This window comes from Pseudomonas sp. COW5 (assembly GCF_026240005.1).
GTDB lineage: Bacteria > Pseudomonadota > Gammaproteobacteria > Pseudomonadales > Pseudomonadaceae > Aquipseudomonas > Aquipseudomonas kribbensis.
On record NZ_JAPHVP010000001.1, the window covers coordinates 4,311,556 to 4,325,031 of the forward strand.

Consider the following 13,476-nt stretch of genomic DNA (forward strand, 5'->3'; position numbering starts at 1 on the left):
GCTGCCAATAGGTTAGTGGGACGCCTGGGGGACGGGGCCGTCCTACACATCGAGCGACAAATTATGTTGAATGATAATGATTGTCAATTGAGAAAGAGAACTAATGATCCATAACAGTGCGATCTGAGAACTGCGACACGCCGCCGCACTCGCCCAAGCGCCCAGCCCCGTTGGCGATCCAGCCTGCCGACTAATTATTTCAAGACGTCATCCGTTCTCATTGGTGAATGGATCCGGGTTCGCAGCCCCGGACCTACCGCATTCCAATGCCTTGCACGGTCGGCAAAGACCGTGTCCCGCATGCCTTGCACGGGCATGCCGCAGCCAACCCGATTCCACCAGCAAGCCGAATTCAGGCAGGAAACCTCATGACCGACGCGTTCGAACTCCCCAGCACCCTGGTCCAAGCCCTCCAGCGCCGCGCGGCCCTGACGCCGGACCGGCTGGCCTTGCGCTTTCTCGCTGAAACCGAGGAGCAGGCTGTGGTGCTCAGTTACCGCGAACTCGATCTGCGCGCGCGGACCATCGCGGCGGCGTTGCAGGCCGAGGCCGGATTCGGAGATCGCGCCGTGTTGTTGTTTCCGAGTGGTCCGGATTACGTCGCGGCGTTTTTCGGTTGCCTGTACGCGGGCGTGATCGCGGTGCCGGCCTATCCGCCGGAGTCGGCCAAACGTCACCATCAAGAGCGCCTGCTGTCGATCATCGCCGACGCCGAACCGCGTCTGCTGCTGACCAGCGCCGACCTGCGCGACGCACTGCAGCAAATCGAAAGCGCACCACCGCTGCTGTGCGTCGACACCCTCGACAACGCGCTGGCCGAACGCTGGGTCGAACCGACCTTGCCGCAAGACCACATCGCCTTCCTGCAGTACACCTCCGGTTCGACGGCGCTGCCCAAAGGCGTACAGGTCAGCCACGGCAACCTGGTGGCCAACGAACTGTTGATCCGTCACGGCTTCGGCATCGACGTGAACCCCGACGACGTAATCGTCAGCTGGCTGCCGCTGTATCACGACATGGGGCTGATCGGTGGCCTGCTGCAGCCGATCTTCAGCGGTGTGCCGTGCATCCTGATGTCGCCGGCGTACTTTCTCGGCCGGCCGTTGCGCTGGCTCGAAGCGATCAGCCAATACGGCGGCACCATCAGCGGCGGCCCGGACTTTGCCTATCGACTGTGCAGCGAGCGGGTCAGTGAGTCAGCGCTGGAGCGTCTCGACCTGAGCCGCTGGCGCGTGGCCTATTCCGGCTCGGAGCCGATCCGTCTCGACACCCTCGAACGCTTCGCCGAAAAATTCACCGCGTGCGGTTTCAGCGAAAGCAGTTTCATGGCGTCCTACGGTCTGGCCGAAGCGACCCTGTTCGTCGCCGGCACATCGCGTGGCACCGGCATTCCGGCGCTACGTGTGGACGATCAAGCCCTGGCACAGAACCGTGCCGAAGCGGGCGAGGGCAGCCCGATCATGAGTTGTGGCATCAGCCAGCCCGATCATGCGGTGCTGATCGTCGAGCCGAGCAGTCTCGAAGAACTGGCCGACAACGCTGTCGGCGAAGTCTGGGCCACCGGCCCGAGCATCGCTCACGGCTACTGGCGCAATCCCGAGGCGACTGCCAAGACTTTCGTGCAGCACGCCGGCCAGACCTGGCTGCGCACCGGTGACCTGGGCTTCATCCGCGACGGTGAACTGTTCATCACCGGTCGCCTGAAAGACATGCTGATCGTGCGCGGTCACAACCTCTATCCGCAGGACATCGAGAAAACAGTCGAGAACGAAGTGGAGGTGGTGCGCAAGGGTCGCGTCGCTGCATTCGCGGTCAATCAGAATGGCGAAGAAGGCATCGGCATCGCGGCGGAAATCAGCCGCAGCGTGCAGAAAATCCTTCCGCCTGAAGCGCTGATCAAAGCCATCCGCCAGGCCGTAGCCGAGGCTTATCAGGAAGCGCCGAGCGTGGTGGTGCTGCTCAATCCGGGCGCATTGCCGAAGACTTCCAGCGGCAAGCTGCAACGATCGGCCTGCCGCAATCGTCTGGCTGACGGCAGCCTCGACAGCTACGCGGTGTTCCCGTCGGCCACTGCCGAAACCGCTCAGGAATCGATCGCATCCGCGTCTGAACTGGAATCGCTGATTGGCAAAATCTGGGCCGAGCAACTCAACGTCAAACAGGTCAACGCCGACGATCACTTCTTCCTGCTCGGCGGCAACTCGATTGCCGCGACTCAGGTGATCGCCAAGGTCCGTGAAGAGCTGGGCCTGGAGCTGAACCTGCGCCTGCTGTTCGAAGCGCCGACCCTGTCCGCGTTCGCCGCCGCTGTGGCGCAACAGCAACAGGACGGCGGCAGCGCCCAGGGCGAAATCACCGCGCTGTCGCGCACCGAAGCACTGCCGCAATCCCTGGCGCAAAACCGCCTGTGGATCACCTGGCAACTCGATCCGCACAGCAGCGCCTACAACATTCCCGGCGCCCTGCGCCTGCGCGGCGAACTGGACGAAGACGCACTGCGCGCCAGTTTCCAGCAATTGATCGAACGCCACGAATCCCTGCGCACACGTTTCTTCGAGCGTGACGGCGTGGCCCTGCAACAGGTCGAAGCGGCGGCTGAGTTCAACCTGCAACTGATCGACATCAGCGATCTGCCAGCCAGCGAACGTGAAGCCCGCGCACAACAGATCCGCGAAGACGAAGCCCGCACCCAGTTCGACCTGGAAAAAGGCCCGCTGCTGTGGGTGACGCTGGTTCGCCTCGATGACGAAGATCACCAGTTGCTGGTGACCATGCACCACATCATCGCTGACGGCTGGTCGCTGAACGTATTGATCGACGAGTTCTCGCGCCTGTACGCGGCTGCGTCCCAAGGCCAACGCGCGGAACTCGCGCCGCTGCCCACCCAATACGCTGACTATGGCAGCTGGCAGCGCCAATGGCTGGCGCAGGGCGAGGGCGAGCGGCAACTGGCGTACTGGAAAGCGCAGTTGGGTGATGAGCATCCGACGCTGGAACTGGCGACCGACCATCCGCGTTCTGCCAAGCAAAAGCACAGCGCCGCACGTCACAGCGTTCGCCTGGGGATCAGCCTCAGCGACGCCATCCGCCAGACTGCCCAGGCCTGTCAATCCACGCCGTTTATGCTGCTACTCTCGGCGTTCCAGAGCCTGTTGCATCGCTACAGCGGCCAGCGTGACATTCGCATCGGTGTGCCCAACGCCAACCGTCCGCGTCTGGAAACCCAAGGTCTGATCGGCTTCTTCATCAACACCCAGGTGCTGCGCGCCGACGTCGATTCACGTCTGCCATTCACCGAACTGCTGGCGCAAACCCGCCAAGCGGCGCTCGGTGCCCAGGCGAATCAGGACCTGCCGTTCGAACAACTGCTCGAAGCCTTCCCGCAGGCCCGCGAACAAGGTCTGTTCCAGGTCATGTTCAACCATCAGCAACGCGATCTGAGCGCACTGAAGCGTCTGCCGGGCCTGCTCGCCGAAGAACTGCCGTGGCACAGCCGCGAGGCCAAGTTCGATCTGCAACTGCACAGCGAAGAAGACCGCAATGGTCGCCTGACGCTGTCGTTCGACTACGCCGTTGAGTTGTTCGACGCCGCGACCATCGAGAGTCTGGCCGAGCATTTCAGCAACTTGCTGCGTGCTGTCTGCGAACGTCCGGAGCAGACCATCGGTGACCTGCCGCTGCTGACCGCCACCGAGCTCACTCAGCAAAACGCGTGGAGCATCGCCCCGTGCACCCCGGCACAGCAATGGTTGCCGGAGCTGCTGAATGAACAAGCCCGGCAAACCCCGGATCGCACCGCACTAGTGTGGGACGGCGGCAGCCTCGACTTCGCCGAACTGCACGCCCAGGCCAACCGTCTTGCTCATTACCTGCGCGACAAAGGCGTCGGCCCGGACGTGTGCGTGGCCATCGCCGCCGAGCGTTCACCGCAACTGCTGATCGGTCTGCTGGCGATCATCAAGGCCGGCGGCGCCTACGTGCCGCTGGATCCGGATTACCCCGCCGATCGTCTGGCCTACATGCTCAGCGACAGCGGCGTCGAACTGCTGCTGACCCAGACTGCATTGCTCGACCGTTTGCCGGCCAGCGAAGGCGTCAGTGTCATCGCCATGGACACCCTGCACCTGGAGAACTGGCCGAGCCAGACACCGGGCCTGCACCTGCATGGCGACAACCTCGCCTATGTGATTTACACCTCCGGTTCCACCGGCCAGCCGAAAGGCGTGGGCAACACTCACGCGGCGCTGGCTGAACGTCTGCAATGGATGCAGAACACCTATCGCCTGAACAACACCGACGTGCTGATGCAAAAGGCGCCGATCAGTTTCGACGTGTCGGTGTGGGAATGCTTCTGGCCGCTGATTACCGGCGCGCGCCTGCTGATCGCCGGCCCCGGTGAGCACCGTGATCCGCATCGCATCGCGCAGCTTGTTCAAGCATATGGCGTGACCACGCTGCACTTCGTGCCGCCGCTGCTTTCGCTGTTCATCGACGAGCCTTTGAGCGCCGAGTGCACCAGCCTGCGCCGCGTATTCTCCGGCGGTGAAGCACTGCCGGCGGAACTGCGCAACCGTGTGCTGGCGCAATTGCCGGCGGTGCAACTGCACAACCGCTACGGCCCGACTGAAACCGCGATCAACGTCACCCACTGGCATTGCAGCGTGGCCGATGGCGAGCGTTCGCCGATTGGCCGTCCGCTGGGCAACGTGGTCTGCCGCGTGCTCGACAGCGATCTCAATCCAGTGCCGGCCGGTGTGCCGGGTGAGCTGTGCATCAGCGGTATCGGCCTGGCCCGTGGTTACCTTGGCCGTCCGGCGCTGACCGCCGAACGTTTCGTGGTCGATCCGCTGGGCGAGCAGGGCGAGCGTCTGTACCGCACCGGTGACCGCGCGCGTTGGACCCACGATGGCGTGATCGAATACCTCGGCCGTCTCGATCAGCAGGTCAAACTGCGCGGCTTCCGCGTCGAGCCGGAAGAGATCGAAGCCCGTCTGCTCGCTCAGGACGGCGTCGCTCAGGCCGCCGTGCTGGTGCGTGAAACGGTCGCCGGCCCGCAACTGATCGGCTACTTCACTGCAACCGATGCCAGCGAAGATCAGGACGCGCAAACCGCCCGCCTGAAAACCGCACTGGCCGCCGAGCTGCCGGAATACATGGTCCCGGCGCAACTGATGCGCCTGGAAGCAATGCCCCTGAGCCCGAGCGGCAAACTCGATCGTCGTGCCTTGCCCGAGCCGCAGTGGCAAGTGCGTGAACACGTCGAACCGGTCACCGAGCTGGAACAACAGATCGCAGCCATCTGGCGTGAAGTGCTGGGCCTGACACAGGTCGGCCTGCGCGACGACTTCTTCGCCCTCGGCGGTCACTCGCTGCTGGCCACGCAAATCATTTCCCGCACCCGTCAGGCCTGCGACGTCGAGCTGCCGCTGCGTGCCTTGTTCGAACACAGCGAACTGGGTGATTTCGCCGAGCAGATCCGGCAGATCCAGGCCAGCGGCCGCACCAACAAACAGCCGCTGATCGACAAGGTTGATCGCAGCCAACCGGTGCCGCTGTCCTATTCCCAGCAGCGCATGTGGTTCCTCTGGCAAATGGAGCCGAACAGCCCGGCGTACAACGTCGGCGGCATGGCGCGCCTGCGGGGCGTGCTGGATGTCGGGCGTTTCGAGTCGGCGCTGCAAGCGCTGATCCTGCGCCACGAAACCCTGCGCACCACGTTCCCGAGCGTCGACGGCGTGGCCCGTCAGCAAGTGCATGCCGAGACCGGCGTGCGCATGGACTGGAAGGACTTCTCGAAATTCGCCGCCGACGTGCGCGAGCAGAAAGTACAGCAACTGGCTGACGACGAAGCGCATCTGCCGTTCGATCTGGAGACCGGCCCGCTGCTGCGCGCCTGCCTGGTCAAGACCGCCGAGCAGGAACATTACTTCGTCCTGACCCTGCACCACATCGTCACCGAAGGCTGGGCGATGGACATCTTCGCCCGGGAACTCAGCGCGCTGTATGAAGCGTTTGTCGATGATCGCGATTCGCCGCTGGAACCGTTGCCGGTGCAGTACCTCGACTACAGCGTGTGGCAGCGCAACTGGCTGGAATCCGGCGAGCGTCAGCGTCAGCTCGACTACTGGACCGCGCAACTGGGGCGCGAACATCCGCTGCTGGAACTGCCGGGCGACCGTCCGCGTCCACCGGTGCAAAGCCACCAGGGTGAACTGTTCCGTTTCGACCTGAGCGACGATCTCGCCGCACGGGTCCGGGCGTTCAACGCGCAGAACGGTCTGACCCTGTTCATGACCATGACCGCCGCACTCGCGACCTTGCTTTACCGCTACAGCGGCCAGACCGATCTGCGCATCGGCGCGCCAGTGGCCAACCGTATCCGTCCGGAAAGCGAAGGGCTGATCGGTGCGTTCCTCAACACTCAGGTGTTGCGCTGCCAGCTCGACGGCCAGATGTCGGTCGGCAAGTTGTTCGAGCAAGTGCGCCACACCGTGATCGAAGGGCAGTCTCATCAGGACCTGCCGTTCGATCATCTGGTTGAAGCGTTGCAGCCACCGCGCAGCGCCGCGTACAACCCGCTGTTCCAGGTGATGTGCAACGTGCAGCGCTGGGAATTCCAGCAAAGCCGCATGCTCGCCGGGATGACTGTCGAGTACCTGGCCAACGATGCGCGGGCGACCAAGTTCGACCTCAACCTGGAAGTCACCGACCTCGACCATCGTTTGGGTTGCTGCCTGACTTACAGCACTGATTTGTTCGACGAGCCGACCATCGCTCGCATGGCCAAGCACTGGCGCAATCTGCTGGAAGCGTTGATCGCCGACCCGCAGCAACGCCTCAGCGAACTGCCGTTGCTCGACGCCCCGGAGCAACAACAATTGCTCGACAGCCTCGGCGTCGAGCCGGGCGAGCGTTGTCTCGACCAGTGCATCCATCACCTGTTCGCCGAGCAGGCACTGGCGCGCAAGGACGCACCGGCCCTGACCTTCGCCGGGCAGACCCTGAGCTACGCCGAACTCGACGCCCGCGCCAATCGTCTGGCCTGGGCCCTGCGCGAGCGTGGTGTCGGCCCGCAAGTGCGGGTCGGTCTGGCGCTGGAGCGTTCGCTGGAAATGGTCGTCGGCCTGTTGGCGATCCTCAAGGCCGGCGGCGCCTATGTGCCGCTGGACCCGGAATACCCGCTCGATCGTCTGCATTACATGATCGAAGACAGCCGCGTCGGCCTGCTGCTCAGCGACCGCGCGATGTTCAAGGCCCTCGATGAACTGCCGTCGAACGTGGCGCGCTGGTGCCTGGAAGATGACAGCGCGGCGCTGGCCGATTACCCGGCCACCGAACTTCCGTTCACCAGCCTGCCGCAACATCAGGCGTACCTGATCTACACCTCGGGTTCCACCGGCAAGCCGAAAGGCGTGGTGGTGTCCCATGGTGAAATCGCCATGCACTGCCAGGCCGTGATCAAACGTTTCGGCATGCGCCCGGACGACTGCGAGTTGCACTTCTATTCGATCAACTTCGACGCCGCCACCGAGCGTCTGCTGGTGCCGCTGCTCAGCGGTGCGCAGGTAGTGCTGCGTGCGCAAGGACAGTGGGACGCGGAAGAAATCTGCGGGCTGATTCGCGAACATCGGATCAATATTCTCGGTTTCACCCCGAGCTACGGCAGCCAGTTGGCGCAGTTCCTCGCCACGCAAAACGACATCCTGCCGGTGCGCATGATCATCACCGGCGGCGAAGCGCTGACCGGCGAACACCTGCAACGGATTCGCGCGGCGTTCAAGCCGAGCCTGTTCTTCAATGCTTATGGCCCGACCGAAACCGTGGTCATGCCCCTGGCCAGCCTTGCGCCGGAAGTATTGGAAGAGGGTGCCGGCAGCGTGCCGATCGGCAGCGTGATCGGTGATCGCGTGGCCTACATCCTCGACGCCGATCTGGCGCTGGTGCCGCAAGGTGCGACCGGTGAATTGTTCGTCGGCGGCGCCGGTCTGGCTCAGGGGTATCACGACCGCGCGGGCATCAGCGCCGAGCGTTTTGTCGCCGACCCGTTTGCCGCCAATGGCGGACGCATGTACCGCACCGGCGACCTGGTGCGCCAGCGTGCCGACGGTCTGGTGGAATACCTCGGGCGAATCGACCATCAGGTGAAGATCCGTGGTTTCCGGATCGAACTGGGCGAGATCGAAACCCGCCTGCTCGATCACGACTCGATTCGTGAAGCGGTGGTGCTGGCGCTGGATGCACCGAGCGGCAAGCAACTGGTCGGCTATCTCGTGACCGAAGTCGCGGAGCGAGGCGAAGCCGAGCAGGCCGAACTGCGCGAAGCCCTGAAAGCGCACCTGAAGACGCAATTGCCGGACTACATGGTGCCGACGCATCTGATCCTGCTGGCGAGCATGCCGCTGACCGCCAACGGCAAGCTCGACCGCCGCGCCTTGCCGGCACCGGACCCGGAGCTGAACCGTCAGGATTACGTGGCGCCAAGCAACGAGCTGGAGCAGACCCTGGCGCAGATCTGGTGCGAAGTGCTCAACGTCGAGCAGGTCGGTCTGAACGACAACTTCTTCGAGCTGGGCGGTGACTCGATCCTGTCGATTCAAGTGGTCAGCCGGGCACGGCAGCAGGGCATTCACTTCAGTCCGCGTGATCTGTTCCAGCACCAGACCGTGCAGACCCTGGCCGCTGTTGCCAGTCGCAGTGAAACCGTGACGGCCGAACAAGGTTTGGTGACTGGTGAATCGCGTCTGACGCCGATCCAGCACTGGTTCTTCGACACCGAGATTCCCGAGCGTCAGCACTGGAACCAATCGTTGCTGCTTGAACTGACTGCGCCGCTGGAACCGCTTCGTCTGGAGCAAGCACTGTTGGCGGTGATCGAGCAGCATGACGCCCTGCGTCTGCGCTTCACCGAGGCCAACGGCACATGGCAAGCAACCCATCAACCGGTCACCGATGCCGCCGTGCTGTGGCAAGTGCGAGTGCCGTCGATGGACAAGTGCGCGGCACTGTTCGCCGACGCCCAGCGCAGTCTCGACCTTGCCCAAGGCCCACTGCTGCGTGCGGTGCTGGTGGATGGGCCGGACGGTCAGCAACGACTGTTCGTCGCCATCCATCACCTGGTGGTGGACGGTGTGTCGTGGCGCGTTCTGCTCGATGATTTGCAAACCGTGTATCGCCAGCTCGACGCCGATCAGTCGGTGAAACTGCCGGCAAAAACCAGCGCCTTCAAGGATTGGGCGGCGCGCTTGCAGGCCTACGCCGGCAGCGAATCCCTGCGTGAAGAATTGAGCTGGTGGCAAGCGCAACTGGCCGGCCCGAACGCCGAGTTGCCGTGCGAACGTCCTGAGGGTGGTCGCGAGAATCGCCATGCGCAAACCGTCAGCGTGCGTCTGGATGCCGAGCGCACCAAGCAACTGCTGCAACAGGCACCGAGCGCCTATCGCACGCAGGTCAACGACCTGTTGCTGACGGCATTGGCCCGCGTGCTGTGCCGCTGGAACGGTCAGCCGTCGGCGCTGATTCAACTGGAAGGCCACGGCCGTGAAACCCTGTTCGACGAGATTGACCTGACCCGCACCGTCGGCTGGTTCACCAGCGCTTATCCGCTGCGTCTGACCCCGCACAACATCGAAGAAGCCGCAGGGCAGGGTGCTTCGATCAAGGCAATCAAGGAACAACTGCGTGCCGTTCCGCACAAGGGCCTTGGTTATGGCGTGCTGCGTTATCTGGCCGATGACGCCAGCCGCGCAAGCATGGCGGCATTGCCGAACGCGCCGATCACCTTCAACTATCTCGGCCAGTTCGACCAGAGTTTCGGTAGCGACGCACTGTTCCGTCCGCTGGATGAATCGGTCGGCGCGGCCCACGATCCGCACGCACCGTTGCCGAACGAGTTGAGCGTCGACAGTCAGGTGTACGGCGGGGAACTGCTGCTGCGCTGGACCTTCAGCGCCGAACGCTACGACGCGCAGACCATCAACGACTTGGCCGATGCCTATGTCGGCGAGCTGCAGAGTCTGATCGAACATTGCCTGCAGGACGAGGCCGGTGGTCTGACGCCGTCGGACTTCCCGCTGGCGAAACTGACCCAGGCGCAACTTGACGCGCTGCCGGTGCCGGCGGCGCACATCGAAGACGTGTACCCGCTGACGCCGATGCAGGAAGGCATGCTGCTGCACACCCTGCTCGAGCCGGGCACCGGTCTGTACTACATGCAGGATCGCTACCGCATCAACAGCGAACTCGACCCCGAGCGTTTCGCCCAGGCCTGGCAAGCGGTGGTCGCCCGTCACGAAGCATTGCGTGCGTCGTTCTGCTGGAACGTCGGCGAAGACATGCTGCAAGTGATTCATACGCCGGGTCGCACGCCGATCGAGTATCTGGACTGGAGCGCCATCGCTGACGCCGAGCAGGAGCCGAAACTGCAAGCGCTGCTCAAGGCCGAGCGCGAGGCCGGGTTCGATCTGCTCAATCAGGCACCGTTCCACCTGCGCCTGATCAAGGTCGGCGCGGCGCGTTACTGGTTCATGATGAGCAACCACCACATCCTGATCGATGCCTGGTGTCGTTCGCTGCTGATGAACGATTTCTTCGAGATCTACACCGCTCTGAGCGAAGGGCGCGAAGCGCAATTGGCAGTGCCGCCGCGCTACCGCGATTACATCGGCTGGCTGCAACGCCAGAGCCTGGCCGCAGCGCGTCAGTGGTGGCAGCAGAACCTGCAAGGGTTCGAGCGCACCACGCCGATCCCGAGCGACCGTCCGTTCCTGCGTGAACACGCCGGCGAAAGCGGCGGCATGATCGTCGGCGACCGCTACACCCGACTGAATGTCGAGGATGGCGCCCGTCTGCGCGAACTGGCTCAGGCTCATCAGCTGACCATCAATACCTTCGCCCAGGCGGCGTGGGCACTGGTGCTGCGACGTCTGAGCGGTGATCGCGACGTGTTGTTCGGTGTGACCGTGGCCGGGCGTCCGGTGGAGATGCCGGAGATGCAACGCACCGTCGGCCTGTTCATCAACAGCATCGCGCTGCGGGTGCAGATCCCGGCGGACGATCAGCGTGCCAGCGTGCGTCAGTGGCTGAGCGGTTTGCTCGACAGCAACATGCAGCTGCGCGAGTACGAATACCTGCCGCTGGTGAACATCCAGGAGCAGAGCGAACTGCCGAAAGGCCAGCCGCTGTTCGACAGCCTGTTCGTGTTCGAAAACGCCCCGGTGGAAGTCTCGGTACTGGACCGTGCGCAGAGCCTCAACGCGACCTCGGATTCGGGCCGTACCCACACCAACTTCCCGCTGACGGCGGTTTGCTACCCCGGCGACGACCTCGGTCTGCATCTGTCCTACGACCAGCGTTACTTCGACGAATCGACCATCGAACGCATGCTCGGCGAGTTCAAGCGTCTGTTGCTGGCGCTGGTCGATGGCTTCCATGGCGACATGGCGGATCTGCCGTTGCTGGGCTTTGAGGAACAGGACTTCCTGCTCCACGGTTGCAATCAGAGTGAGCACGACTATCCGCTGGAGCAGAGCTACGTGGAGCTGTTCGAAGCGCAGGTCGCGGCGCATCCGCAACGCATTGCCGCCAGTTGCCTCGATCAGCAACTGAGCTATGCCGAGCTGAATCAGAACGCCAACCGTCTCGGCCATGCGCTGGTCGCGGCCGGGGTGCAGAGGGATCAACCGGTGGCGCTGCTGAGCGAGCGTAATCTGGATCTGTTGGGCATGATCATCGGCAGCTTCAAGGCCGGTGCCGGCTACCTGCCGCTGGATCCGGGCCTGCCGAGTCAGCGTCTGCAGCGCATCATCGAACTCAGCCGCACGCCGGTGCTGGTGTGCACCGAGGCTTGCCGAGAGCAGGCGAAAACCTTGCTGGATGAGTTCAGCTGCGCCAATCGCCCACGCTTGCTGGTATGGGAAGAGGTTCAGGCTGGCGCGGTGTCGTCGGCTAATCCGGGCATCTTCAGCGGCCCGGACAACCTGGCCTACGTGATCTACACCTCGGGCTCCACCGGGTTGCCGAAAGGCGTGATGGTCGAGCAGCGCGGCATGCTCAACAACCAGTTGAGCAAGGTGCCTTACTTGAACCTGAGCGACGCCGATGTGATCGCCCAGACCGCGTCGCAAAGCTTCGACATTTCGGTCTGGCAGTTCCTCGCTGCGCCGTTGTTCGGTGCGCGGGTGGACATCGTGCCGAACACCATCGCCCACGATCCGCAGGGTTTGCTGGTGCATGTGCAACAGCAGGGCATCACCGTGCTGGAAAGCGTGCCGTCGCTGATTCAGGGCATGCTCGCTTCGGATCGTCTGAGCCTTGATGGTCTGCGCTGGATGTTGCCGACCGGTGAAGCGATGCCGCCGGAACTGGCGCACCAATGGTTGCTGCGTTATCCGCAGATCGGTCTGGTCAATGCCTATGGTCCGGCGGAGTGCTCGGACGACGTGGCGTTCTTCCGCGTCGACATGGCGTCGACTCGCGGCAGTTACCTGCCGATCGGTACGCCGACCGACAACAACTTGCTGTACCTGCTCGATGGCGCGCTGGATCTGGTGCCGCTGGGTGCGGTGGGAGAGTTGTGCGTGGCGGGCACCGGTGTCGGTCGCGGTTATGTCAGTGATCCATTACGCACCGCACCGGTGTTTGTGCCGAACCCGTTCGGTGCGCCGGGCGAACGTCTATATCGCACCGGTGACCTGGCGCGCCGCCGCAGTGACGGCGTGCTGGAGTACGTCGGCCGGGTCGACCATCAGGTGAAGATTCGCGGTTACCGGATCGAGCTGGGTGAAATCGAGGCGCGACTGCACGAACAACCGGAAGTACGCGATGGCGCGGTCGGTGTGCAGGAAGGCGTCAACGGCAAGCATCTGGTCGGTTACCTGGTCGCCGCCGATACGGCGCTGAGCCCGAGTGAACGGCTGGAGCGGATCAAGCAGCGCCTGCGCGCCGAACTGCCGGAATACATGGTGCCGCTGCACTGGTTGTGGCTCGACCGGTTGCCGCTCAACGCCAACGGCAAACTCGACCGCAAGGCCTTGCCAGCGCTGGAGATCGGCCAGTTGCAGAGCCAGGATTACCTGGCACCGCGCAGCGAACTGGAGCAGACCCTGGCCGATGTCTGGGCCGAGGTGCTGAAGGTCGAGAAGGTCGGCGTACGCGACAACTTCTTCGAACTCGGCGGTCACTCGCTGCTCGCCACACAGATCGCCTCGCGGGTGCAGAAAGCCCTGCAACGGGACGTGCCACTGCGAGCAATGTTCGAGTGCAGCACGGTGGAGGAACTGGCCGAATACATTGAAGGGCTGGCAGCCAGCGACATTACCGAGGAGAAGGTGGATCGGTTGAATGATCTGATGGCGGAGCTGGAGGGTTTGTAGTCTTCAGCGCCTGCGCGTTCAACACAATTCAACCTGTACATTCGCGTACATTTCCAGGGTTGACGATCGAGAACCGGCAGCTCAGTCTGCCGGTTCTCTTTTTTAC

General features: G+C 63.4%; 1 protein-coding gene. It reads left to right on the forward strand.

The window, feature by feature from the left end; translation table 11 throughout:
- Window positions 1-368 precede the first annotated feature (368 nt).
- The gene (locus tag OQ248_RS19705) at window positions 369-13,370 is read left to right on the forward strand and encodes a non-ribosomal peptide synthetase (protein ID WP_265813694.1); all 13,002 of its coding nucleotides are present in this window, start codon (window positions 369-371) and stop codon (window positions 13,368-13,370) included.
- Window positions 13,371-13,476: the final 106 nt, after the last annotated feature.

What these genes read in the sequence shown, in the direction of transcription:
- OQ248_RS19705 (WP_265813694.1), top strand. Translation starts at nt 369, where the DNA reads ATGACCGACGCGTTCGAACTCCCCAGCACCCTGGTCCAAGCCCTCCAG.